The organism is Cognatilysobacter bugurensis (genome assembly GCF_014652095.1).
Classification (GTDB): domain Bacteria; phylum Pseudomonadota; class Gammaproteobacteria; order Xanthomonadales; family Xanthomonadaceae; genus Cognatilysobacter; species Cognatilysobacter bugurensis.
On sequence record NZ_BMYD01000001.1, the window covers coordinates 451409 to 476705 of the forward strand.

Here is a 25297-nt window from a genome sequence, read left to right on the forward strand (position 1 = left end):
AGCGGCCTGATGCGGGGTGGAGCAGTCTGGCAGCTCGTCGGGCTCATAACCCGAAGGTCGCAGGTTCAAATCCTGCCCCCGCTACCAGCTTCGGTCGTTAGCTGCTTCGGCAGCTGGCGGACGGTCTGAAAAGACTTTCCGCAGACCTGGCTCGGGCTTGGTATCCGCGCTCTGCTCGCGCGGGTACACCGAAATCCAGCAGTACCGGACAAGGGGCCCTTCGGGCCCTTTGTTGTTTCTGGCGCTTGCCGCGCCGATTGGGCGTGACTGGCGATGCGGCCGCGCCGCGGGAGAGGCATTCATGACCGATAAGGCAACCGAAGTTTCGCAGCTGCTCGCACCGACAGTGTCCGCGCTTGGGCTCGAGTTGTTGGGCGTCGAATATCTACCGGGTTCCGGCAGCGCGGTGTTGCGCTTGTACATCGACGTGCCCGCAGCCGAAGAGGGCCGCGCGGTGACGATCGAGGACTGCGAGGCGGTGAGCCGGGAAGTCTCGGCGCAGCTCGATGTCGAGGACCCGATCAGCGTGCACTACACGCTCGAGGTGTCGTCGCCGGGTCTCGATCGTCCGTTGTTCGGCGCGGCGCAGTTCGAGCGCTTCGTGGGTGAGTCCGCCAAGCTGACGCTGCGCGTTCCGCAGGACGGGCGCCGGCGGTTCTCGGGGCGCATCGTTCGTGTTGATGGCGGCACGATTACGTTTGACATGGATGGCACCGAGTTCACGGTGGCCGCCGACAATATCGACAAGGCACGGCTGGTGCCGGACTGGGCGGCACTGGGCCTCGCGCCGAGCAAGCCCGGCAAGGGCAAGCCGGGCCACAAGTCGCCCAACAAGAATCCAACCCACAAGCCGGCGGCCGATGGGCCGAGCGCGGCGGAGTAACGAGATGAGCAAGGAATTGTTGCTGGTCGTGGACGCGGTCGCCAATGAGAAGGGCGTGCCGCGCGACGTGATCTTCGAGGCCATCGAGGCCGCGCTCGCGTCCGCTGCGAAGAAGCGCTATCAGGACGAGGACGTCCTTGTGCGCGTGGCAATCGACCGCAAGGACGGCAGCTACGAGACGTTCCGTCGCATGGAAGTTGTCGCCGATGACGTCGTGATGGAATCGCCGGACCGGCAGATCCGCATGATGGACGCCGTCGATGAGGTCGAAGGCGTCGAAGTCGGCGACTACATCGAAGAGCAGATCGAGAACCCTGATTTCGGCCGCATCGCGGCGCAGGCGGCCAAGCAGGTCATCGTGCAGCGCGTGCGCGAGGCCGAGCGCCAGCAGGTCGTGGACGCGTGGAAGGATCGCGTGGGCGAGCTGGTCACCGGCATCGTCAAGCGCGTCGAGCGCGGGAACATCTATGTCGACTTGGGCGGCAACGCCGAGGCGATCATTTCGAAGGACAAGGGCATTCCGCGCGACGTGCTGCGCACCGGTGACCGGGTGCGAGGCTACCTCTACGACGTGCGTTCCGAGCCGCGTGGGCCGCAGCTGTTCATCAGCCGCGCTGCGCCGGAATTCATGATGGAACTGTTCAAGCTCGAAGTGCCTGAAGTCGGGCAGGGTCTGGTGTCCATCCGCGCCTGCGCACGCGATCCGGGCGACCGCGCGAAGATCGCGGTGGTCGCACACGACAATCGCACCGATCCGATCGGCGCGTGCATCGGCATGCGCGGTTCGCGCGTGCAGGCCGTGAGCAACGAGCTCAACGGCGAGCGCGTCGACATCGTGCTCTTCTCCGATAACCCGGCGCAGTTCGTCATCAACGCGATGGCGCCCGCCGAAGTGCAGTCCATCGTCGTCGACGAAGATAAGCACTCCATGGACCTCGCCGTCGCCGAGGAGCGCCTCGCCCAGGCGATCGGTAAGGGCGGCCAGAACGTCCGGCTGGCAAGCCGCATGACGGGCTGGCAGCTCAACGTGATGACGCAAGATCAGGTCACCGCGAAGTCCGAAGCTGAGCAGAACGCTGCGCGTCAGCTGTTCCAGGACAAGCTCGAGGTCGACGAGGAAATCGCCGGCATCCTTGTCAGCGAAGGGTTCAGCACGGTCGAAGAAATCGCCTACGTGCCGGTCGGTGAACTGCTTGCCGTCGAGGGTTTTGACGAGGACATCGTCGAAGAGCTGCGTGCCCGTGCACGCGACGCGCTGCTCAACGAAGCGCTCGCGGCGGAAGAGCAACTCGAGGAGCATCAGCCTGCGGCCGACCTGCTCGAACTCGAAGGCATGGACGAGGCGACGGCTTATGCGCTCGCTGCGCGTGGCGTCGTGACGCGCGACGACCTGGCTGACATGGCAACCGACGAACTCATCGAGATCGAAGGCGTCGACAAGGCTCGCGCAGCTGCTCTCATCATGGAAGCGCGCAAGCACTGGTTCGAGTGATTCATGGCGCGACCGGAGTCCGCTCCGGTCGCGCTGAATCGCGCGGACCTGCCTTCGACGCCGTCACCCGCTAGAATCGCCCACCTCGGTCGTGGCCCCGCCGCCGACCTGACGAAACGGAATCCGAATGTCGCAACAGACCACCATCCGCAAGCTGGCCGAACTGGTGAACACGCCGGTCGAGAAACTGCTGGAGCAGCTGGCCGAGGCCGGCATGAAGTTCAGCGGTCCCGACCAGGTCGTTACCAGCATCGAGAAAGTGAAGCTTCTCGGCTTCCTCAAGCGTGCGCATGGCAAGAGCGACCAGGCGGACGATCCGCTGGACGCGCCGAAGAAGATCACGCTCAACCGCAGCCGCAAGCAGGAGATCACCGTTGGTGGCGGGAAGAACCGCCAGACGGTCGACGTGGTCGTGCGCAAGAAGGTGACGGTCGTGAAGCCGGCCGAAGGCACGGCGCGCGCTGCTGCGGCTGCTGGCGACGATCGCGCGGAGATTCTCCGCAAGCTCGAGGCATCCCGCCAGCGCAACATCGCGGAGCAGCAAGCTCTTGCGGAGTCCGACCGCCGCCGCGCCGAAGAGGCCGAGCGTGCGCGCCAGGACGCCGAAGCGGAGCGTCTGCGCGCTGCGGAGGCGGCGAAGGCCGCGTCTGCTGAGCCGGCGGGCGAATCGACTGAGGAAGCCGCCCGTAAGCCTGCCCAGCCGAGCGCGCCGAAACCCGCCGCCGCGCCGGGCCGCGAGGCGCCGCGTGCAGCCGACCCGCGCCACAAGACGCGCGGCTCGCATGCCATGGTGGCCGGCGTCGAGGACGACGACCGCGCCAGTCGCTTTGCCGGGCAGATGCACCTCAGTGCGTCCGATCGTGCACGTCGTTCGACGAATGCGCGCGGCAAGGGCAAGCCGATGCGGCGCTCGGCGGAGCCGTCGCGCTCAGGCGCTGGTCCGCACGGGTTCTCGCGTCCGACCGCGCCGATCGTGCGTGAGGTTGCGATTGGCGACACGATCACCGTGGCTGACCTCGCGCAGAAGCTCGCGCTGAAGGGCGGCGATGTCGTCAAGGCGCTGTTCAAGATGGGCGTCATGGCGACCATCAACCAGGCGATCGACCACGACACCGCGGTGCTCGTGACCGAAGAGCTCGGGCACAACGCGGTCAAGGCAGGCGACTCGTCGGCTGAAGACGCGCTGCTCGCGCATGTCGAGGACGCCCAGGGCGAGAAGACGACGCGTCCGCCCGTCGTCACGATCATGGGCCATGTCGACCACGGCAAGACCTCGCTGCTCGACTACATTCGTCGCACCAAGATCGCTTCGGGCGAGGCGGGCGGCATCACGCAGCACATCGGCGCGTACCACGTCGAAACGCCGCGCGGCGTCATCAGCTTCCTCGACACGCCGGGCCACGCCGCGTTCAGTTCGATGCGCGCGCGCGGCGCGAAGCTCACGGACATCGTTGTGCTCGTTGTCGCGGCCGACGACGGGGTCATGCCGCAGACGAAGGAAGCGATCCAGCACGCGAAGGCGGCCGGCGTGCCGCTCATCGTCGCGATCAACAAGATCGACAAGTCCGACGCGGATCCGATGCGCGTCAAGAACGAGCTGCTCGGCGAAGAGGTCGTGGCCGAGGACTTCGGCGGCGACACGCAGATGGTCGAGCTGTCGGCGAAAACCGGCGACGGCGTTGATGACCTGCTCGACTCGATTTCGCTGCAGGCCGAAGTGCTCGAGCTCCGCGCCGTGCCGACCGGTCGCGCCACGGGCGTGGTGATTGAATCCTCGCTCGACAAGGGCCGCGGCCCGGTTGCGACGGTGCTCGTCCAGCAGGGCGAGCTCAGCAAGGGCGACTACCTCGTGTGCGGCGTGCAGTACGGCCGTGTCCGTGCGTTGTTCGACGAGACGGGTTCGCAGGTGCAGTCGGCCGGGCCGTCGATTCCGGTTCAGGTGCTCGGCTTGTCGGGCGTGCCGGACTCGGGCGATGACTTCGTGGTCGTCGACGACGAGCGGCTCGCCAAGGACGTCGCGCAGCAGCGCGACACGAAGCGTCGCGAGTCGCGCCTCGTCGCCCAGGCGGGCAACCGCATGGAAGACATCATGGCGCAGATGGGCGAGGGCGCCGGTCAGCAGACGCTCAACCTCGTCGTCAAGGCGGACGTGCACGGCTCCGTGCAGGCGCTGCGCGAGGCCCTTACCGGCCTCTCCACCCCTGCAATCCGCATCAACGTCATCGGCGGCGGTGTCGGTGGTATCACCGAGTCCGACGCGACACTTGCAGCCACGTCGAAGGCGACGATCATCGGCTTCAACGTCCGTGCGGACGCCTCGGCCCGCAAGGTGATCGAGGGCAACGGCGTCGACCTGCGCTACTTCTCGATCATCTATGACGTGATCGATCAGGTGAAGCAGGTGGCGTCCGGCATCCTCGGCGTCGAGATCCGCGAAGAGATCATCGGCATCGCCGAGGTGCGCGACGTGTTCCGCAGCTCGAAGTTCGGTGCGGTTGCGGGCTGCATGATCACCGAGGGTGTGGTGAAGCGCAGCAAGCCGATCCGCGTGCTCCGCGAGAACACCGTGATCTTCGAAGGCGAGCTCGAGTCGCTGCGTCGCTTCAAGGAGAACGTCGACGAAGTGCGTCAGGGCACGGAGTGCGGCATCGGCGTCAAGGCATACAACGACGTCAAGCCGGGCGACCAGATCGAGTGCTTCGAGCGCATCGAGGTCCAGCGCACGCTCTGATGCGCAGCGTCCTAGTCGGTGATTCTGCGCCGCAACAGCGGATCGGATCACCGATCGACGACGTACTCGCGCGGACAGCTATCGCTGTCCGACGCTTTCACTGTTTTGAACCGGAGTTCCCCGACACGTGCCTTCCAAGTCCTTCCACCGCAGCGACCGCGTCTCCGCCCAGCTCCGCCGTGAACTCGGCACGCTTGTGCACGAGGCGGTACGCGAGGGCGGGCTCCCGTCGGTGAGCGTGTCGGACGTGGAGGTCACGCGCGACCTCGCGCATGCAAAGGTGTTCGTGACGGCCCTGATGCCCGACCAGTCGAAGGCTGCGGTCAAAGGGCTCAATGCGATGGGGAAGGACATTCGCTACGCGCTGGCGCGTGCGATGAAGCTCCGGCACGTGCCGGAGATCCATTTCCACTACGACGATTCCGTCGACCGGGGCGAGCGGATCGAGAATCTGCTGCGCAACCCGTTATCCGCGGATGCGGACGGCGACGGCGGCGACGACAGCGCGCCGTCGAACGTCTGAGCCGGTTACAGCGCCGACGATCGGGCGGCTCCCAGTGGGCGTCTAACGGTCCATCTCTGCGCTTGCTCGCCACGACGCGATGAGCCCGAAACCCCGCATCATCTTCCGCCAGCTTGACGGCCTGCTGCTGCTGGACAAGCCGGCAGGGCTGAGTTCGAACCAGGCGCTGCAACAGGTGCGCCGGCTGTTCCGCGCGGAGAAGGGCGGCCACACCGGAAGCCTGGATCCGCTCGCAACCGGGCTGCTGCCGCTGTGCTTCGGCGAGGCGACGAAGATCGCCGGCTTATTGCTGGGCTCGTATAAGGCGTACGAGACCGTCGCCGTGCTCGGCGTCACCACGGATACCGACGACGCGGACGGCGTCCCACTGCGCGAGCGCGCCGTGCCCGACATCGATGATGCCGCGATCGAATCCGCGCTCGCACACTTTCGCGGCGCTTTGCGGCAGCGCGCGCCGGTGTATTCGGCGCTCAAGCAGGGCGGGGAGCCGCTGTACGCGAAAGCCCGTCGGGGCGAGACGATCGAGGCGCCCGTGCGTGATGTTCAAGTGCAGCGCTTCGAGTTGATCGAACGGAACGGAAACCGACTCAGGCTCCACGTCGAATGCGGGTCGGGCACCTACGTCCGCAGCCTCGTGCGTGACCTTGGCGAGACGCTCGGCTGCGGTGCGCACGTGGCCGTCCTGCGTCGCACATGGGTCGAGCCTTTCCGGGCCCCGCGCATGTTCACTCTTGATGCGCTGCACGCGCTCGCGATGGAAGGCGATGACGCCCTGCTGGCGTGCCTGCTGCCGATCGAGGCCGGGCTCGAGTCATTTCCCCGCGCCGTGTTGAGCGACGAGTCGCGGCGCGGCTTCGCACACGGGCAAACGGTGCCGTTCGACGCTGCGGGCTTGCGCACCGAGGGCACGATCGCAGTCTTCGACGCCGATGGCAGATGCCTTGGCCTCGCCGAACAGCGGGGCGCATCGCTTGCGCCCCAGCGAGTGTTCCGGGCCGCGTGGAACGGCTGAGCTCGCATCACGGAGTTTTCACGGTCGGCGCGGTTGCGCGGTCGCAATCGGGCAGGGCCGCTGTTACAATTCCGGCGCTTTTTGCGCTTCCACCGCATCAGGCACTCACCCTCTATCCAGCAAACGGCGAGCCAGGCGGTGCATCGATCCGCAGCGATCGATTCGCTTCTGCAGGCCACGCATCACGAGAACAGCATGTCCATTGACACCAGCAAGGTTATTGAAGAACACAAGCGCGCCGAGAACGACACCGGTTCGCCGGAAGTCCAGGTTGCCCTGCTCACGGCGCGCATCGAGCAGCTGACGGGTCACTTCAAGACCCACAAGCAGGACCACCACAGCCGCCGCGGCCTGCTGATGATGGTCAATCGCCGTCGCAGCCTGCTCGACTATCTCAAGCGCAAAGACAACGACCGCTACAAGGCGCTGATCGAGAAGCTCGGTCTCCGTCGCTGATCGAAGTACCCGCCGCGGCGCAGTGATGCGCCGCGGTTTGCTTTTGGCGGGCCGAAAAGCTCGCGGCAGGACACCCGGTGGAGTGTCGTCCACCGACCGGACACGGCAAGGGCCGAGGCCGGAACGCATCGATACAAGGGAACAGACAACGTGGCAAAAATCACCAAGACCTTTACGTTCGGCAAGCACCAGGTGACCCTGGAAACCGGTGAAATCGCCCGCCAGGCCGGCGGCGCCGTCATCGTCAAGATGGAAGACACCGTGCTGCTGGTCAGCGCCGTGGCTGCCAAGACCGCACGTGAGGGCCAGGACTTCTTCCCGCTGACGGTCGACTACCAGGAGAAGTTCTACGCCGGTGGCCGTATTCCGGGCGGCTTCTTCAAGCGCGAAGGTCGCCAGACCGAGAAGGAAACGTTGATCTCGCGCCTGATCGATCGTCCGATCCGCCCGCTGTTCCCGGAAGAGTTCCGTAACGAAGTCCAGATCATCGCCACCGTGATGTCGCTGAACCCCGACATCGACGGCGACATCCCGGCGCTGCTCGGTGCCTCGGCTGCGCTCGCGCTCACCGGCGCCCCGTTCCAGGGCCCGATCGGCGCTGCGAAGGTCGGCTACAAGAACGGGCAGTACCTGCTCAACCCGACCGTTAGCGAGCTCGTCGACTCGGATCTCGAGCTCGTGGTCGCCGGTACGCAGGACGCGGTGCTGATGGTCGAGTCCGAAGCGAAGGTGCTGTCGGAAGAGGTCATGCTCGGCGCCGTGATGTTCGGCCACCGCGAGATGCAGGTCGCGATCAACGCGATCAACGAGCTCGTCGCCGAAGCCGGCAAGCCGAAGTGGGACTGGCAGCCGGCCGCGAAGAGCGACGGCATGATCGACGCGCTGAAGGGCGCGATCGGCAGCCGCCTCGCCGATGCGTACCAAATCCGTGTCAAGGCCGACCGCCGCACCGCGATCTCGGCACTGCGCAAGGATGTCATCGAGCAGCTCGCGCCGCAGATCGAAGCGAAGGGCTGGACGAATGCTGAGCTGTCGAAGGAGTTCGGCGAGCTCGAGTACCAGACCATGCGCGGTTCGGTGCTGCAGACCCGCACCCGCATGGACGGTCGCGACCTCGACACGGTGCGGCCGATCAGCTCGAAGGTCGGCATCCTGCCCCGCACCCACGGCTCGTCGCTGTTCACGCGCGGCGAGACGCAGGCGATTGTGGTCGCCACGCTCGGCACCGCGCGCGACGGGCAGATCATCGACGCCGTGGGCGGCGAATACAAAGAACACTTCCTGTTCCACTACAACTTCCCGCCCTACTCGGTCGGCGAAGCGGGCCGCATGATGGGGCCGAAGCGCCGCGAGATCGGCCACGGCCGCCTGGCCAAGCGCGGCGTGCTCGCCGTGATGCCGACGATGGAAGAGTTTCCGTACACGATCCGCATCGTGTCGGAGATCACCGAGTCGAACGGTTCGTCCTCGATGGCCTCGGTGTGCGGCAGCTCGCTTGCGCTGATGGACGCCGGTGTGCCGATCAAGGCGCCGGTGGCCGGCATCGCGATGGGACTGATCAAGGAAGGCGATGATTTCGCGGTGCTGAGTGACATCCTCGGCGACGAAGATCACCTCGGCGACATGGACTTCAAGGTTGCCGGCACCGAGAACGGCGTGACCGCGCTGCAGATGGACATCAAGATCCAGGGCATCACCGAAGAGATCATGAAGACCGCACTGGCCCAGGCCAAGGCCGGTCGTCTGCATATCCTCGGCGAGATGGCGAACGCGCTCACGTCGCCGCGCAGCGAGCTCAGCGAGTACGCGCCGCGCCTGCTGACGATCAAGATCCACCCGGACAAGATCCGCGAAGTGATCGGCAAGGGCGGTTCCGTAATCCAGGCGATCACGAAGGAAACCGGCACGCAGATCGACATCCAGGACGACGGCACGATCACGATCGCCTCGGTCAACGCACTTGCCGGCCAGGCCGCGAAGGCGCGCATCGAGCAGATCACGTCCGACGTCGAGCCGGGCCGGATCTACGAAGGCAAGGTCGCGAAGATCATGGACTTCGGTGCGTTCGTCACGATCTCCCCCGGCAAGGACGGCCTGGTCCACGTGTCGCAGATCTCCAGCGAGCGCGTCGAGAAGGTCAGCGACAAGCTCAAGGAAGGCGATGTGGTCAAGGTCAAGGTGCTCGAGGTCGACAAGCAGGGCCGTATCCGCCTGTCGATGAAGGCTGTCGAGGAAGGCGAGGGCGCAGCGGCCGAGTAATCGGCGCGGCAGCTTTCACCGGTAGTGAAAAAGCGGGCTTCGGCCCGCTTTTTCTTTAGGTCGGCTCCGTCGCGTACGACGCGCGTGCGCCGCCGCGGGCGTCCTGCGCGGTCAGGACTGCCGTGGCTCTGGCGCCTGCCCAAACAGGATTCGACGTTCCTCGTCAGTGAGCGGAGGCCGCTTGCCCGTCGCGACCCCTTCGTACGCACGCTGCGTCGCAGGCCGGTCGCGTATCGCCTCGAACCAGCGCTTGAGGTGGGGGAAATCGTCGAGGTTCTGCCGGTGTGACTCGTACGGGACGATCCAGGGGTAGCAGGCGATGTCGGCGATCGAATATTCGTCTGCGATAAATTCGTGCCCCTCGAGCCGGCGGTCGAGGACACCGTAGAGCCGGCCCGTCTCCTTCTCGTAGCGCGCGATCGCGTATGGCACCGGCTCGGGCGCATAGATGTTGAAATGCCCGTTCTGGCCGGCCATGGGACCAAGGCCCGCCATCTGCCAGAACAGCCATTGCAGCGCCTCGGCCCGGCGCCGGGCGTCGGAGGGCAGCAGCCTTCCTGTTTTCTCGGCGAGGTACAGCAGCATCGCGCCAGACTCGAACATCGCTAACGGGTCGCCGCCGCCTGCAGGCGCGTGGTCGACGAGGGCGGGGATGCGGTTGTTCGGCGCGATAGCGAGAAATGCGGGATCGAACTGCTCGCCCTTGCCGATGTCGACCGGAATCGTGCGGTACGGCAGGCCGGTTTCTTCGAGGAAGAGCTTGAGTTTCAGGCCGTTCGGCGTGGGCCAATAGTAGAGATCGAGCATGGCGTGTCTCCTGTGGCGGTGCGTCGAGCATGCGCGCCGTGGACGCCAGTGGCGCTCCCGCGCATGGAACAGGGTGTGCCGCCGTCAGCCGGGCGTATCGGGCGCTGCAACGCGCGGGCCGCGAATCCGATGGTGCGCCTCGAGCGAGAAGTACATCGGCAGGGCAAGCAGCAGCGGCGCTAGGTAATAGACGGCGCGATACGCGAGCAGTGCCGCAAGAATTTCGAAGCGCGGCATCTGTGAATCGAGCATCGCAATGAAAACGGCTTCGAGCACGCCGATGCCCGCTGGCACGTGGACCAGCGCCGCCGCGATGCCGCTCAACAGAAGGACGCCCAGCACCTCGGCATACGCGATGCGCCCGTCCATCAACACGTGGATGATGCCGGCGATCACCGACCAGTTGCCGCACGCAAGCGCTGTCTGAAGCAGGGCCATGCGCAGCGTCGGCAGGTGGAAAACGCGGCCGCGCAGGCGCAGGTGCCTGCCGTGGAACAGCGCGCACGCGACCCAGTACGCGAACGCAAAGGACACGAGCGCGCCGCCCACAGTGCGCAGCAACCACGGCGGAATGGGCCAGTCCGGCGGTATCTGCAGAACCCCGGTCAGCAGGATGACGCCTGCGAGCACTGCGTAGCCCAGCCAGTTCGTGAAGATGCTGAAAGCGGCGACGCGGACGATGCGCGACGGTGTAAGGCCCGCATGGCTGTAAAGCCGCAGCCGGAAGCCGCCGCCGCCGATGAGCGCGCCGAGGTTGAGGCTCATGACGTAGCTGACGAACGCCACGGCCATGACCCTCGGCGTCCGCAGGCCGTGCTGGGTGTAGCGGCGGGCCGCGAGGTCGTAGCTGCAATAGAACAGATAGCTCGTCGCGGCGAGCGCCGCGGCCGTGAGGAGCTCGCTGGCTCGGTAATCGGCGAGCGATGCGAGCACGCGGTCCCAATTGATCGCGCGCGCGTAGCGCACGAGCAGCGCTGCGACGAGCACCAGAAACACGACCATCGCCCCGCGACCTACGCGGGTCCAACGCGCGCGCGCCTCCGGCGTCATGCGGGTGCTTCCTGCACGCGGCGCGGCCGCAGCAGCAGGCGCGTGGGCGCATGTGCCGGCAGCAAGCCTGCCCAGCGAGGAAAGCGTCGCATCAGGTGGTAGGCGATCGGCCCGGTCACGGCCTGCCAGATGCCGCCGCGCAGCGATGACGGATCGATGCGGAAGCAATGGGCATCGCGGAGCTCTTGCAGGCGCGCACGCAGCACGGCGTTGAATTCCGCGTCCCGGATGAAGACGTTCGCTTCGAGGTTCAGCGACAGGCTCAGCGGGTCGAGGTTGCTCGAACCGATCGTGGCCCATTCGTCGTCGATGACGGCGACCTTTCCGTGGAACGGCCGCGGCATGTACTCGTAGACGCGCACGCCGGCCTGCATCAAGTGCTTGTACAGCGCTCGCGCGCCGAGCGTCGCGATCGGTTCGTCCGAGCGAGCAGCGACGATCAGCGTCACGGACACCCCCCGACGCGCTGCGCGGCGCAGCTCGCTGAGCAGCCGGTGACTCGGGAAGAAGTACGCGTTCGCGATGACGACCTCGCGCTTCGCGCCCCTGATCGCGGTGCGGTAGGCGCGTTCGATATCCGTGCGGCAGTGCGCGTTGTCGCGCACGGTGAGCTTGACTCGGGCGTCGCCATGCGCCGTGCCCGACGCGTCGCCTGGAAGCGACGGCGCGGGCACGCGCGCCTGCGTCGCAGTGAACGCGCGGATGTCATCGACGATCGGGCCCGTGAGCTCGACCGAATAGTCCTGCATGGCCTCCGAGCCGTAGTCCATCAGATGGTCCGCGGAGAAATTGATGCCGCCGACGAACGCGACACGCCCATCGACGACCAGCAGCTTGCGATGCATGCGTCGGAACACATGCAGCCGTAGCCCGAATGGCTTCGGGCCCGGGTCGAACACGTGGAAGCGGACGCCGGCGTCGACGAGGCCGGCCACGAAGCGGTGCGAGAAGCTCGGCGAGCCCCAGCCGTCGACAGTGAGCTCGACGCGGACGCCTCGGCGCGCGGCGTCGACGAGATGGCGGTGCAGCTCCAGGCCGACCTTGTCCTCGAACAGGATGAACGTCTCGAGCAGGACCTCGTGCTCGGCGGCGGCGATCGCCGCGAACGCGCGCGGGAAGAACTCGTCGCCGTTTTCGAGCAGGCGCACGCGGTTGCCGGCCCGCCAGTGCGGCGCGGAAGCCGCGACGTGCGCGCGCCGCCGCGTCATGCGTGCACGCGGGCCGAGAGTGGCGCGTGGTCCGACAGGTGGCACCACGGGCGCGAGGAGAGCGCCTCGGCGTGTTCGACCCGGACGTTGCGCAGGTAGATGCGGTCGAGCCTCAGCGTCGGGTATCGCGCGGGAAACGACCTCGCAAGGCGGCCGCAGTGGGTCTCGAACGCTTCGCCCAGGCCGAAACGCCGCAGGTGCGGATGCCCGCGCAGGCGCCAGTCGTTGAAGTCGCCGGCGACGATCAGCGGCGCGTCTTCCGGGATTTCATCGCGGACGAGCTCGCCCAGCAGCGCGAGCTGCCGCTGCCGGTGCGCTTCACGCAGGCCCAGGTGCACACACACCGCATGCAGCTCGCGTCCGTCGGGCAGTGCGAGCACCGCGTGGAGCAGCCCGCGGCCTTCGTGCCCGTGCACGGACACGTCGCGGTTGTCGTAGCGCAGGATCGGGAACGTCGACAGCAGCGCGTTGCCGTGGTGGCCATCGGGATAGATCGCGTTGCAGCCGTACGCGTGGTGGGGCCAGATCTGGTCGGCAAGGAACTGGTACTGCGTGCCCTGCGGCCAGTTGGGATGCCGCTTGGCATGGCGCGCGTTCGCGCCCATCACCTCCTGCAGGAAGACGATGTCGGCGCCGACGCTGCGAATTGCATCACGCAGTTCTGGCAGCACGAAGCGGCGGTTGAGCAGGTCGAAGCCCATGTGGGCATTGACGGTCAGGACGTGGAGGGTCGGCATCCCGGGCGTGGCAGCAACGGACGTGCCCGATTCTCGCCACGCGTGCGGTCACGCTGCGTGAGGACAGGGCTCGAGCAGGGATTGGTGAATGCCGACTTGCCCGTCACACGCGCGCTTGGCACGCTGGTGGCATCTCACCGTTCAACGGAGCCGCGCATGCCTCGCCATTTTTCGATGCTCCGCGATTTCCATCTCGCCGACTGGTTCACGCTCGCGAACGCTTTTTGCGGCACCGGAGCGATCTTCGCGGCAATGCGGTTTCTGCAGGAGGGACGGGTCGACGACCTGCTCATCGGCATGGCGCTGATCCCGCTCGCGTTTATCTTCGACGCGCTCGACGGCCGCGTTGCGCGATGGCGCAAGTCCGCTTCTACGCTGGGCCGAGAGCTCGATTCGCTCGCCGACATCATCAGCTTCGGCGTTGCGCCCGCCGCGCTGGCGTACGCCTGCGGACTGCAGGGCGGCTGGGATTGGATCGTGCTGAGCTACTTCGTCGGCTGCGGCGTGAGCCGACTTGCGCGCTACAACGTCACTGCCGAGCAACTCGCGGGCGACGAAGGCAAGGTCAAGTACTTCGAGGGCACGCCGATCCCGACCAGCCTGCTGCTGGTGATCGTGCTTGCGGTCGCGGTGGCGCAGGGCGCGATCGGCCGAGACCTGTGGTTCGGCGTGTGGCACCTCGGCCCGTGGCAATTCCATCCGCTGGTGCTGATGTTCGCGTTGTCGGGCTCGCTGATGATCAGCAAGACGCTGCACATCCCGAAGCCGTGATGACGACAGACCTCACCGGCGCCGTTGCTATCATCCGGCCGATCACATGGCAGGACAGGAGTGCCGAGCGCAATGCAAGGATTCGGAACGGGCGCCGCGCCCGGCGGTGACTTCAACGACTCGGTGCGCCAGGCGTGGACCGCGTGGGGCAACCTCATGCGGGGCGCGGGCATGACGCCACCGCCCGCTGCGCCGGCGTGGTCGGACCCGGCCGCGTGGTGGGTCCAGATGGCCGGTGCACCGGCGCCCGCACCCGAACAGCCGGGCGACGCGCTGCTGCGCGGGCTCCGCGACCAGGCAGGCGGTTGGTTCGCGCAGATGCAGCGGCTTGCAGCCCAGTTTGCCGGACGCGATGCGAGCGCCAAGGACATCGCAGCGGCGTGGAAGCAGATGCTCGGCGGCCACGCGGCGCAGTCTTTCACCGATGTGTTTGCATCGATGTCCCGCCCCGGCGGACAGGGGATGGAGCAGTGGCTCGCCCAGGTGCAGCCGTTCCTGCAGATGCTCCAGGTCACGCAGGGCGCACAGCCGCAGGCCGATGCGCGCTCAATGATGGGGCTGCCGACGTTCGGATTCGCGCGCGAGCATCAGGCGCGTTGGCAGAAGCTCGCGCTTGCCCAGATCGACCATCAGGACAGCAGCCGCGCGTTTGCGGAGCTCATGAACGAGGCCGCGCAGCAGGCGTTCAGCGCGTTCGAGCGCAAGCTCGCAGAACGCAGCCAGGCGGGCCAGCAACTCGAATCGACGCGCGCACTGTTCGACCTGTGGGTGGACGCGGCCGAAGAGTCGTACGCCGAGATCGCCCTGTCGCCTCGATTCCGCGAAGCTTACGGTGCCCTCGTCGACTCGCAGATGCGCCTGCGCGCCGCTGTGCAGCGCGAAATCGAACTTATGGGCGAAATGCTCGGGACACCGACGCGGACTGAGGTGGACGCCGCGCACCGGAAAATCGTGCAGCTCGAACGCGAACTGCGTCGGCTGCGCGACGCCGTGGAAGGACTGCGGGCGAACGCGTCCGCGGGCGGCGTCGACGATCAGCCGCGCGCTGCTCAGCCCAAGGCGGGCGCCGAGAAGAGCACTGCGGCGCAACCGGACGCGCCATCGAAGTCGAAGCCGGTGGCGAAGAGTGCCTCGAAGGCGGACGCGTCCGCGGGCAAATCGTCTACAGGCGGAAAAGCATCTGCGAGCGCGAAGGCGGATGACAAGCGCAAGCCCACGAAGGGCGCATCGAACACGAAGAAGGCGCGGTGATGGAGACGACTCCGGTGCAAGGCCCCCTCAATCTCACCCCCGAGGCGCTTGCGCGCGAGTCCGCGCAGATGCAGGCCAAGCTCGGCGCCGCGTTCGAGACGCTGCGCTCGGTGGGTGATTACGACTACGGCGCGAGCGCGCGCGAGGAAGTCTGGCGCGACGGCAAGGTGGTGCTGTATCGCTTTCGCGGCGACAAGGAATCGACGGCGCGCGTGCCGCTGCTGATCTGCTACGCACTCGTCAACCGGCCGTACATGGTCGACCTGCAGTCCGACAAGTCGATCGTGCGCGGCCTGCTCGAGCGCGGGGAAGACGTCTACATCCTCGACTGGGGCTACGCGGATCGTTCCGACCGTTTCCTCGAGCTCGAGGATTACATCGAGCGTTTCCTCGGCGGTGCAGTGGACTACCTGCGCCGGGCAAACGGGCTCGATTCGATCAACCTGCTCGGCATCTGCCAGGGCGGCGCGTTCTCGCTGTGCTATGCGGCGCTGAACCCGCAGAAGGTCCGCAACCTCGTCACGATGGTCACGCCGGTCGATTTCCACACCGGGGACAACATGCTCGCGAACTGGGCCCGCGGCGTGGACGTCGACCTGTTCGTCGACACGCTCGGTAACGTGCCGGCTGACCTGATGAACCTGAGCTATCTGATGCTCAAGCCCTGGCGTCTGTTCGTGCAGAAATACGTCGGGCTCGTGGACATCCTGGACGACCGCCAGGCGCTCGAGGATTTCCTGCGCATGGAGAAGTGGATCTTCGATTCTCCCGACCAGGCCGGCGAGGCGTTCCGCCAGTTCGTCAAGCAGTTCTACCAGGCGAACGGTTTCGTCAACGGCGGCGTGCGCATCGGACCGCGCGAGGTCGACCTGCAGAACCTTACGATGCCGGTGCTGAATGTGTTCGCGCAGCAGGACCACCTGGTCCCGCCGGCGGCATCGCAGGCGCTGGGCGGGCTCGCCGGCACGGACGACTACAGCGAACTGTCCTTCCGCGGCGGGCACATCGGCATCTATGTGTCGGGTCGCGCGCAGAAGGAAGTGCCCAGCTCGATTCACGACTGGCTCGCAAAGCGTTCGAAGACGTAACTGATCGCGGAACTCGGTGGCCGGGGTGCCGACGCCGCGCTCACCGCCCGGCGTCGACACTCGATGCCACCGCGACCGGAGAAACACCATGTCCGATGCGAGACCGTTTGTGCGATCGAGGCACGACCGCATGATTGCCGGCGTGGTCGGCGGCATCGCGCGTCGCTACGGCTGGAGCTCCGGCCTGCTGCGCTTGGTCTTCGTGATCGTTTCGATCGCGTCTGCCGCATTTCCCGGCATCCTCGTGTACCTGCTGCTGTGGCTTCTGATGCCGGAAGAAACCCGCTGAGGCATGCCGCGCTGATGGCGCTCGGGGCGGTCTGGACCGCGCCGAACACCGCAATCGGCCTGCTGCTCGGGGGCCTGGGCACGCTCTTCGGAGCGCGCCCGCGCTGGCGCCGGGATGATTTCGCGCTCGTCTTTCAGCATTTCCCCTGGGGTCGTCCCGGCGGTGCGATGACGCTCGGCAACGTGATCGTGCATACCGGCGCGGATCTTGACGTGGGCTGCCACACCTACGCGCACCGCGCGGGGTTGTGTGTCGAACCCGCGGTCTCGCTCGCCGCACACGAGCGTGCCCACGTGTTTCAGTACATGGTTCTCGGTCCGTTGTTTCTGCCGCTGTACTTGATTTGCGGCGGCGTCAGCGTGCGTAACCGCTTCGAACGCGCTGCAGACCGGTACGCGCGCACCGGGCGCGGCTGGTGGCCTTGGAGCGGGCCGAAGGTGTAAGCCCTCGGGGACGCGTCGGGGCAGGCGTCGTGCAGCCGCGAGGCGTCCGCCGACAACGCCGAGCGGGGCTTCACCACTGTCGCCGCGAGGTCCGGCACACGGTTGACAGGGCGGCCGGGCGCCGGCGCGTGCGGCCCCAGCGCAGGCGATGCTACCGTTGCGCACCGCGCCCGAGCCATCCCACGCTGTGCAGCCGAGTCTGGTCCACCCCGTCAAGCCCGATCTGGGTGCGCAGAACGATCGACACTCGGTGCCGCTGCGGGTCGCTGCTCTGCAGTTCCTGGCGTTCGCGACGGTGTATGCCTTGTTCGCGCACCTGGGGCTGCGCTGGGCCGTGGCGCAGGGTGCGGCGTCGCCGGTGTGGCCTGCCGCCGGCATCGCGTTCGCGGCGGTTGCCCTCGGGGGAGTCCGGCAGGTTCCGGCCATCCTCGCCGGTTACCTCGCGGCCGCATGGTTCAACCAGTTGCCGCAGGCGGGCTGGGTCATCCTGCTGATCGCCGCGGGCAATGCGGGCTCGGCTGTGGCAGGCGCTTGGTTGATGAGGCGCTGGGGATTCAGCCGCGCGTTCGATCGCTCCCGCGACGTGCTGACGTTCGTCATCGCAGCGGCGGCCACCGCGTGCATTGCCGCGGCAATCGGCGCAGTCGCCATCGCGCACGCGATGGGACTGGACGGCTCGTCGACCGCGATGATGGCGGTCACCTGGTACCTCGGCGACTTCACCGGGGTGCTCGTGATCGCATCGCTGGTGCTCACGTGGACCCACGGGCGCCTGCCGCGGTCGCGGCGCTGGTGGCTGCAGCTCGCGGTCTGCCTGGCGATTGCCGGCGCCGTGGGCGGGGCCGTGTTCCTGACCGACGGCTCGCACCGTCGCCTCACCTTCCTCGCCTTCGTCCCGCTCATCTGGGCCGCGCTGTCCTTGCGAATGCGAGGCGCGACTGCCGTGATGCTGGTGGTCGTCGGGCTGGCGGTGTGCGGCACGACGGTCGGGCTGGGCCCGTTCTCGGTGTCGAGCCCCAGCACGCGGTTCATTGATCTGCAGCTGTTCGTGGCGGTTCTTTCGTCAGTGACGATGGCGCTCGCCGTGGTCGCGGACGAGCGCCGCGCACAGAAGCTGCTCTCGTTGAGCGAGGCGCGGCTGCGACTGGCACTCGAGGCATCGCGCACGGGCCTGTGGAAGCTCGACATCCCGTCCAGCGCAATGACGTTCTCGCCGGAGTGCGCCACCATCACGGGCCTCTCGCCCGATGACGTCGAACCCACGCGCTCGGGCGTCATGCAGCGCGTCCACCCCGATGACCAACCGGCTCTACGCGCCGCGTTCTGGGAGGCGATGCAGAGCGGTGCGCTGTTCGAGTCCGTGTTCCGGCTCGTGCACCCCGAAGGGCGCGTGGTGTGGATCGAGGCGCGCGGGCGTGCTCAGTTCGATGCCGATGCGCACGCGGGCAGCATGCTCGGCACGATCACCGACATCACCGAGCGCAAACGGGACGAGTTGAAGCTCGCCGACCAGGCGCGCCTGCTCGACCTCGCGACCGACGCGATCATCGTCCGCGACCTGCGCGGGCGGATCTCCTACTGGAACAACGGTGCGGTCGAGATGTACGGCTTCTCGGCGGAGGAAGCGATCGGCCGCGAGGTGAGGTCGTTGCTGAGCACCGACTTCCCGGAGCCGATCGAGCGCATCGAGGCGACTCTGCTCGCCCACGACCGCTGGACCGGAGAGATGTCGCACACTGCGCGCGACGGCCGCCTCGTCAACGTGCACGCGCGCTGGGTGCTCAACCGCGATGCGCTCGGCAGGCCGGAGTCGGTGCTGCAGACGCACACCGACATCACCGTGCGAAAGCGCGTGGAATCGAACACGCGCTTCCTCGGCAGCGTCGATCGCGCGATTGCGCAGGCAGGCTCCGCGGACCGGATCGCCGCGGCCACGCTGGAACTGCTGGGCGGGCATCTGCAGCTCATGCGCTGCACGTTGTCGGACATCGACCTCGAGCGTAGCCGCATCCGCACGCTGTCCGAATGGACGGACGGCGCGCCGCGCGTGAGCGGCGTGCACGATGCGCGTGAATTCTTCACGTCCGACCTCGGGCGCACGCTCGCGTCGGGCGACGCGGTGGCCGTGGCGGACGTACGCACCGACCCGCTGACCGCTGCGCACGCAGATAACTACCTCCCGTTCGGCACGGCTGCGCTTGCGGCCGCGTCGTATGTGTCCGAGGGGCGCCTCGCCGGCACGCTCACGATGGCCTCGAGCGTGCCGCGTGCGTGGCGCACCGATGAGCTCCAGCTGCTGCGCGAAGTGGTCGCACGCCTGTGGCCTGCCATCGAGCGCGCGAAGGCCGTCGCCGCGCTTCGCGAGTCCGAGGCCCGCTTCCGGCAGATGGCTGACACCGCGCCGATGATGGTCTGGGTCTGTGAAGCCGACGGCGCATGCTCGTACGTGAGCCGCCGCTGGTCGGAATTCACCGGGCGGCTCTCGAATGCGGAGCTCGGCGTGGGCTGGCTGGAGTCGGTGCACCCCGATGACCGACCGAAGTTGCACCGGATGCATGCCGGCGGCGGCGTGCACCGCGACGCCTTCAACTGCGAGCTCCGCGCGCGACGCTGGGACGGGCAGTACCGTTGGCTGCTGGTGTCCGGGCGACCGCGCAGCGCGGCGGACGGGGGCTTTCTCGGCTACATCGGCGCGTCGATGGACATCACCGAACGCAAGGAGGCCGAGCACGCGCTGCACGAGGCGGATCGTCGCAAGGACGAGTTCCTCGCCACGCTCGCGCACGAGCTGCGCAATCCGCTGTCGCCGGTGCGCACGGGCCTGCAGGTCCTCAACCTCACCAACGACGCCGACACCGCGCGCCGCACTCGCGAGATGATGGAGCGCCAGCTCGCACACATGGTGCGGCTGATCGACGACCTGCTCGACGTCTCGCGCATCACCAGCGGCAAGGTGGTCCTGCGGCGCGAACGCATCGCGCTGCAGGACGCCGTCCGGGCGGCCATCGAGTCCGCTCGCCCGATGGTGGAGGCAGCGCAGCACCGGCTGCACGTCAGCCTGCCGGCGGAGCCGCTGTGGGTCGACGCCGATCCCACGCGCATCGCGCAGGTGCTCGGTAATCTGCTGACGAACGCCGCGAAGTACACGCCCGACGGCGGCGACATCCACCTCGCCGCATCCAACGTCGACGGCGATGCGGAAGTCAGCGTGCGCGACACCGGCCTCGGCATTCCGCCTGACGCGCTCGCGGACGTGTTCGGGATGTTTGCGCAGGTCAACCGGACGCTCGATCGGGCACAAGGCGGACTCGGCATCGGCCTCGCACTCGCTCGGCGGCTTGCCGAGATGCACGGCGGCGCGATCCGTGCCGCCAGCGAGGGACTCGGACGCGGCAGCACGTTCACGGTTTCGCTGCCAGTGGCCGCAGACGCGCCGTCGATCGGGCCGTCGTCGACGGAGCCGGCGAACGGCGCCGCACCGTGCCGCGTCCTCGTGGTGGACGACAACGTCGATGCGGCCGAAACGCTCGGGATGCTGCTGAGCCTGGACGGCCACGAAGCCCGCCATGCGCACAGCGGTGCGGATGCCCTGGCTGTCGCCGACGCGTTCCTCCCCGACGTCGTGTTCCTCGACATCGGCATGCCCGGGATGAGCGGCCATGAGGTTGCGCGCCGGCTGCGCGCGGACCCCCGTTTCGAGCGTACGCTGCTCGTGGCCGCCAGCGGGTGGGGCGGCGACGGCGACAAACGCTTGTCGGTTGACGCGGGCTTCGACCTGCATCTCACCAAGCCGGTCAGTGCAGACGCCGTGCGCCAAGCGATGTGCCAGAGGCAGCGGGGTAGCGGCGCTGGTAGCGGCGCTGGCGACGGCGCGTGCGTGGATCAGCCGTCGGGCTCCACCACGCGCGCATGAAAAAACCCGCGCATTGCGCGGGTTTCGTCGGTGTGGCAACGCTTGGTGCCGGAGGTGGGCACCTAAAGAAATAGATAAGGTTCTGATTTAGAACAGGATTGAGAAGGGCATGGGGATTATATGGCCCCGTATGTGGCCCCGCAGTGGGCCAGCTGGGCAGTCGCAGCTCCTGAGTCGATGCTGCTGAACGATGCCGCAATGCTCCCGCCTCCTTGCCGATGGATCGACTGCCCCGATGGCTCCTTTCTGCGGTGGAACATGCGAACGGTCGCGTATGTCCGGCCAGCCGGCCGGCGCTACCAAATGACCATCCACTGGCGCAGGTGGACACACACGGGGTGCGCCGATTCGTGCGGGCAAGGGAAGCGCTTCATTGAGCAATGGATCGAAAAGCAGAGCGGCCACGCGCCGAGCGCTAGGGAAAGACTAAATGACGAAGCGGCAGGCACAGGAGCGATGGCCCGGGGCGCGTATCCATGCCCGCAGTGGCCCTGAGGACGCCGACAGCCCGACGGGAATGCCGGCGGCGTCCGTCCCCGCCGTTCCGCCTTGTTATCAATGGACCGCGCGTTGCAGCACTGTCCTCGTACGCTCCGAAGTCATACGCGCGCGATGCGTCCAAAAACTCCGGCATCACGTCTCGAGCTTTCAGTACTGCTCACACCTGAGTTAAGCCGCGCCGCGAAGCGGCGTCGGCTTGAACGAATTGCTAGCTCTAGAGTACTGCGCCCTGAGTTTTCCCATGGCCTGTATCTCGATCGTATTTCTTACTCTGCTGACCGTACCGTTTCACGATCTCGTTGGCTGCCGCGTCTATGTTCTTCTGTAAATCTGGGCAGGTCATGACGGACCACGAAACGTCCCTCAACCTTTCAACTTCGTCGTACGCCGCACGAGCGATGGCGACATGTCCGTCCTCGTGCAGCCGCAGAGCGGCGGCGTAGCGCTCCCATTCCTGCAGGAGCCGTTTTGAGCCGCGTTTAGGCGAGTGCCACCTCGGAAGTGTCACTTTTACGTCGAGGTCAGCCGCGAAATGGGTCAGCATACACTCGCCCTCCGCGGGTGATTCGAAGCCATAAGACCATGCGAGCGTCCACTCAGTTACGCCATGAGACCTTCGCCCCGCCATGTCGGCCGGCCCCTTTGCCGCAAGCTCGGCTCTGAGCTGCGCGACCGTGCTTCCCAAGACCTCGTAGTAAGCAACCGGATAGTCAGCGGCGCTCGCGAAAGCGGGGCTGCCTGCGAGGGATGCGGCCACTATTAGCGCGTTGGGCAGAGACTTCATATCGTTCTTGAGCTAACACCTGAGTTAAGCCGCGCCGCGAAGCGGCGTCGGCTGGGACGAATTGTTAGGCAACTCCCGGCTTACCACCGAAACCAAAGCAAGAGACTGCCACTCTTGCAGCGCCCGATAAAAGGGTCACCGCGACTTCCCGGAATGCCTGTGATGCCGGCAAGTCGATAGCTATACAGCTAATGGGTAACCAGTGACCAACCCACTGGATAGTCGCGCATGCCGTACCCTGCGAATCCGTTGTCGGTCGCGGCCCACAGCTGCATTGCATTACCATTTGTCCACACCAGGTCGGTGAGGCCATCGCCCGTGTGGTCACCCGCGTGCAGCACACGCCAAGACCCGTCTACGCTGTATTGGGCACCGCTAACGCGACGAGTACCGGCCATTTTCCAGGTGACAAAGTAACCCAAGCCGGCGTGGCGCCAGAACAGGTCATCGCGCCCGTCGCCGGTCACGTCGCCCGTGCCGATGAGTTCCCAGCCGGTCGGGTAGCTTCCCATCGCCGCAGTATTGAACAGCAGGTTCACAGCTCCCGACCACAGATGCATCGACTGCCCATCCGTCCAAACCAGGTCCAGGCGACGGTCCCCGTTCAGATCGCCGGTACCAGCAATGCGCCAGCTTTGGGAAACACCATAGGCACGCCCCGAACGCACGCGCTCGCCGTCCATCAGCCACAGCGCGTACGTGCTGTTACCGGCGTCACGCCAGCCAAGGTCCGCGCGGCCGTCTCCGTCAACGTCGCCCACCGACACCACCCGGTAACCGGTGGGAAACGACTGCATGCCTACACCGACATAGCCGCTTTCCATCCCCTTCCACATCTGCATGGTGTAACCGTCCGACCACACCAGGTCCAGACGTCCGTTTCCGTCGAAATCGCCACGGGCGACCACGCTCCACGACGGCCCGACCCCATAGGCCGCGCCGCCGATCACACTTGCACCGTCCATGGCCCAGGTTGCGAGGTGATGTTGTACATCATCACGCCAGAGCAGATCGCTCTTGCGATCGCTGTTGAGATCGTCGATTACCGTTGGCGATCCCGGAACAATGCAGCCTTGGCCGTAATGGATCTCAATCCTCTCAGCCGTGGTCGCATTATTCTTCAGAACCAGATCCGTGCACGCATCCCCGTTGAGGTCGCCGGTGCCAATGATGCCGCCAGAGGTCGTGATCGACCTCGGCGCCTCGAAGCCGTCTGCTGTCCGCAAGTAATAGCGTAGCGAGTTCGAACTCACGTCCCTTGCAAAAAGATCCTTACGACCATCACGATCGAGATCGCTTGCGGTCGGAACCAGCGGCGCACCGATAAATTTCAATGCAGCCTTGTACGTCAAGCCTCGCGCCGAGTCTTGGAAAAACAGGCCCAGATCCGCGTCAGGGTAAGAATAGCCGGTGCCGTCCCGAAGATTTCGATAGCGTGCTATGGCGACGTCATTACGCCCATCATCATCGAAATCTGCAACGACCAGATTCCGTCGGTATTGCGAATCGGGCGTCGGATAGACAATCGGCGGGTCGAAAGCGTCTTTGCCATTGTGGACATACACTTCCAGATTGCTGTATCCACCGGGATTGCTCAGAAGGAGATCCGGCAAGCCGTCGCTGGTCACATCCGCCACTTCCAGATCGGCTCCGTTAGGAATTGGTAGTGGTCGCGCGGCCTTGATCCCGCCGTTGCCATCCCCCATGTAGAGCATCGCTGCGCCCTCCGTTTCAGTCATTACCGCCACATCGCCAAAGCCATCGCGATCCACATCGAGGATCTGTGACTCCTTCGCAGTAATGCCGGTGCTCGTTTCAAACGTTCGCGCGAAACGCTGCCGATCGCCCTGCGACTCCAGAATAGTCACGCCGTTGTTATGCACAACAACGATATCCAGTAGACCGTCGTTGTTCATATCCGCCAAGTTCAACGTGCGGCCCGCCTGCTCCATGGTCCCCGGATAGACATAGCCGTACATACGGCTATCCAGTTCCCCGGCCTCCGTTTGCGACCTCACAACAACGAAGTTGCGGGCGTCCCCATCATCACCGGAAGTGACGACAACCACGTCATCGCGACCATCGCCCGTTACGTCGCCTATCGCTCCGTCCTCATATCGGCCAGGAGTGAGATGAAAGACAGGGCTGCGGAAAGAAAAGGTCGTCGCCGTGTCGGATGACGCCTCCGCCTGTGGTTGCTCACCCGCCACCACACTGGAAAGCCGTGCCGAAGCTTCCGACACGGGCAAAACATCCTTCGCGACTGGGCTAGGCTCAATAGTGCTCGGAGCAGCGACCACAAGAGCGATCGCGGCGAAAGCGGCGCAGAACGCGCCCATCCATTTCTTGTACATATTCCCCCCCCCAGAGTAGGCGACAGTATAACGACGCAGCAGGCTGTCTCGACGCCCGGAAGCTTCGATTCACCTCTTGGAACCGATTGCGACACCGGATCATTGGACGGGAACAGGCGCTAGGCGGCGCAGGTGCAAGACAGTGCAATAGGCACAAAACGCTGGCAGTGCCAACGGATTCCATGCGGTGCGTCGCAAAAGAATCGCGTTGAAGCCGGCCCATGATCTTGCGGAAGATGGCCGGCCGGGTACAGCGGCCCGACGCCTTATCAGAAGCTATGCACGTGGACCGCCGATATCGGACCAACGCTGTCGAACTCGGGGTTAGCTGCCGCATGCCGTGGGACGCAATTATCCGATGGCACTAAAGGAGCCCGGTTGGCAGTACCTGTTCCCATCCGGCCGCTTGGCACCTGATCCCGGGACCGGCGACCTGCGCCGGCATCACGTGGACGAGGCGGTCATCCAGCGCGCCGTGAAGGTGGCTCGCCTCAAGGCCGGGATCATAGGCGGCCAGCTGCCACACGCTGCGGCATTCCTTTGCTACGCACCTACTGGAGAGCCGGCACGACATTTGTGCCGTTCAAGAGCTGCTGGGTCACAAGGACGTGTCCACGACGCAGATCTACGCCCATGTGCTGAGCCGGGGCGCCAGTGGTGTGCTCAGTCCGCTGGATGCCGACCCCTGAGTGCGAGCGGCCGTTGCACCGTTGCGGCTACTAGAGACTGCAACGACGCAACGCGC

The 25297-nt window shown here is 66.2% G+C and carries 19 protein-coding genes, 1 tRNA gene and 1 pseudogene; 15 read left to right on the plus strand and 6 right to left on the minus strand.

Annotated features, from left to right (window positions below):
- Positions 1-10: 10 nt before the first annotated feature.
- From IE075_RS02225 to pnp, 8 genes are all read left to right on the plus strand, one after another.
- A tRNA-Met gene (locus tag IE075_RS02225) sits at positions 11-87 on the plus strand.
- A gap of 214 nt (positions 88-301) precedes the next feature.
- Positions 302-883 carry a ribosome maturation factor RimP gene (gene rimP / locus IE075_RS02230; RefSeq protein ID WP_189452868.1) on the plus strand — a complete coding sequence of 194 codons (582 nt, stop codon included), beginning with the start codon at positions 302-304 and terminating at the stop codon, positions 881-883.
- Between the two features lie 4 nt (positions 884-887).
- On the plus strand, positions 888-2375 hold the full coding sequence (gene nusA, locus IE075_RS02235; RefSeq protein ID WP_189452870.1) for a transcription termination factor NusA: 1488 nt from the start codon (positions 888-890) through the stop codon (positions 2373-2375).
- Between the two features lie 127 nt (positions 2376-2502).
- Positions 2503-5106 (plus strand): translation initiation factor IF-2, encoded by a 2604-nt coding sequence (gene infB, locus IE075_RS02240; RefSeq protein WP_189452872.1) that lies wholly within the window; start codon positions 2503-2505, stop codon positions 5104-5106.
- Between the two features lie 127 nt (positions 5107-5233).
- Entirely contained in the window at positions 5234-5629 is a 396-nt protein-coding gene (gene rbfA, locus IE075_RS02245) for a 30S ribosome-binding factor RbfA (protein WP_189452874.1), read from the plus strand.
- Positions 5630-5708: 79 nt separating this feature from the next.
- Positions 5709-6641, plus strand: coding sequence for a tRNA pseudouridine(55) synthase TruB (gene truB, locus IE075_RS02250; RefSeq protein ID WP_189452876.1), 933 nt, complete (start codon positions 5709-5711; stop codon positions 6639-6641).
- A gap of 195 nt (positions 6642-6836) precedes the next feature.
- The gene (rpsO, locus tag IE075_RS02255; protein WP_189452878.1) at positions 6837-7097 is read left to right on the plus strand and encodes a 30S ribosomal protein S15; all 261 of its coding nucleotides are present in this window, start codon (positions 6837-6839) and stop codon (positions 7095-7097) included.
- A 150-nt stretch (positions 7098-7247) separates the two neighbouring features.
- On the plus strand, positions 7248-9356 hold the full coding sequence (gene pnp / locus IE075_RS02260; protein ID WP_189452880.1) for a polyribonucleotide nucleotidyltransferase: 2109 nt from the start codon (positions 7248-7250) through the stop codon (positions 9354-9356).
- 111 nt (positions 9357-9467) lie between these two features.
- On the opposite strand, the gene IE075_RS02265 is transcribed toward pnp, so the two are convergent.
- The 4 genes from IE075_RS02265 to IE075_RS02280 all read right to left on the minus strand — a co-directional run bounded on the left by IE075_RS02265 (position 9468) and on the right by IE075_RS02280 (position 13158).
- Complete coding sequence (locus IE075_RS02265; protein WP_189452882.1) at positions 9468-10163, minus strand: glutathione S-transferase N-terminal domain-containing protein; 696 nt, start codon at positions 10161-10163, stop codon at positions 9468-9470.
- Positions 10164-10247: 84 nt separating this feature from the next.
- Positions 10248-11213, minus strand: a complete 966-nt coding sequence (locus IE075_RS02270) for a lysylphosphatidylglycerol synthase domain-containing protein (RefSeq protein ID WP_189452884.1) — start codon at positions 11211-11213, stop codon at positions 10248-10250.
- A complete protein-coding gene (gene clsB / locus IE075_RS02275; RefSeq protein ID WP_189452885.1) occupies positions 11210-12421 on the minus strand; it encodes a cardiolipin synthase ClsB in 1212 nt (403 codons plus the stop codon). The genes IE075_RS02270 and clsB overlap by 4 nt, the downstream gene beginning before the upstream one ends.
- Positions 12418-13158 (minus strand): endonuclease/exonuclease/phosphatase family protein, encoded by a 741-nt coding sequence (locus IE075_RS02280; protein ID WP_189452888.1) that lies wholly within the window; start codon positions 13156-13158, stop codon positions 12418-12420. The genes clsB and IE075_RS02280 overlap by 4 nt, the downstream gene beginning before the upstream one ends.
- 156 nt (positions 13159-13314) lie before the next feature.
- Between IE075_RS02280 and IE075_RS02285 the strand changes: the two genes are divergently transcribed.
- From IE075_RS02285 to IE075_RS02310, 6 genes are all read left to right on the plus strand, one after another.
- Positions 13315-13929 (plus strand): CDP-alcohol phosphatidyltransferase family protein, encoded by a 615-nt coding sequence (locus tag IE075_RS02285; RefSeq protein WP_189452890.1) that lies wholly within the window; start codon positions 13315-13317, stop codon positions 13927-13929.
- A gap of 72 nt (positions 13930-14001) precedes the next feature.
- Complete coding sequence (phaE, locus tag IE075_RS02290; protein WP_189452892.1) at positions 14002-15180, plus strand: class III poly(R)-hydroxyalkanoic acid synthase subunit PhaE; 1179 nt, start codon at positions 14002-14004, stop codon at positions 15178-15180.
- A 14-nt stretch (positions 15181-15194) separates the two neighbouring features.
- Positions 15195-16268, plus strand: a complete 1074-nt coding sequence (locus tag IE075_RS02295) for a class III poly(R)-hydroxyalkanoic acid synthase subunit PhaC (RefSeq protein WP_189454736.1) — start codon at positions 15195-15197, stop codon at positions 16266-16268.
- An 88-nt stretch (positions 16269-16356) separates the two neighbouring features.
- Positions 16357-16557 (plus strand): PspC domain-containing protein, encoded by a 201-nt coding sequence (locus IE075_RS02300; protein WP_189452893.1) that lies wholly within the window; start codon positions 16357-16359, stop codon positions 16555-16557.
- Between the two features lie 14 nt (positions 16558-16571).
- Entirely contained in the window at positions 16572-17000 is a 429-nt protein-coding gene (locus tag IE075_RS02305) for a hypothetical protein (protein ID WP_189452894.1), read from the plus strand.
- Between the two features lie 187 nt (positions 17001-17187).
- Positions 17188-20913: a PAS domain S-box protein gene (locus tag IE075_RS02310; protein WP_229792267.1), complete on the plus strand. Its 3726-nt coding sequence runs from the start codon at positions 17188-17190 to the stop codon at positions 20911-20913.
- A 715-nt stretch (positions 20914-21628) separates the two neighbouring features.
- Here IE075_RS02310 and IE075_RS02315 read toward each other — a convergent pair.
- Positions 21629-22198: a DUF922 domain-containing protein gene (locus tag IE075_RS02315; RefSeq protein WP_189452898.1), complete on the minus strand. Its 570-nt coding sequence runs from the start codon at positions 22196-22198 to the stop codon at positions 21629-21631.
- Positions 22199-22386: 188 nt separating this feature from the next.
- Positions 22387-24552 carry an FG-GAP repeat domain-containing protein gene (locus tag IE075_RS02320; protein ID WP_189452900.1) on the minus strand — a complete coding sequence of 722 codons (2166 nt, stop codon included), beginning with the start codon at positions 24550-24552 and terminating at the stop codon, positions 22387-22389.
- 328 nt (positions 24553-24880) lie between these two features.
- On the opposite strand from IE075_RS02320, the pseudogene IE075_RS15810 reads away from it, so the two are divergent.
- A pseudogene (locus IE075_RS15810) lies at positions 24881-25241 on the plus strand (tyrosine-type recombinase/integrase); the annotation flags it as partial.
- Positions 25242-25297: the final 56 nt, after the last annotated feature.